1 protein-coding gene is annotated in these 357 nt (G+C 46.5%); it reads right to left on the reverse strand.

Annotated elements, in window-relative coordinates:
• On the reverse strand, nt 1–357 hold a 357-nt coding region (locus CVN76_RS02215; RefSeq protein WP_157805473.1), incomplete at both ends, for a DUF554 family protein.

Here is a 357-nt window from a genome sequence, read left to right on the forward strand (position 1 = left end):
GCTCTTCCGATCTATCGCCATCGCCCCAATCCCGAATATGAGCGTAGCCGTTACAAACCCCTGCGAAATCGAAGTCCCTTCCTTGGCCTTCATCCTGCGCTCGATCCAATTCCCTAAAGAATTCAGCCTGCCTTCAAGATTGACCCATTCGCCAAGGGCAGCGCCCCCAACGATGCTTAAAATGACAAGAATGAACTGCTCACTTTTCAATCCCATCTGCAAGCCTAAAACCATGATGGCCAAGCCGATTCCACTCATGACCGTTTCTTTTATCTTTTCAGGTATATGCTGTAAATACCTTCCCAAAATTGAACCGATTAAAATGCACGCACCATTCACCAAAGTACCTAATAAAAC

It is taken from the genome of Bacillus sp. mrc49 (assembly GCF_002803435.1).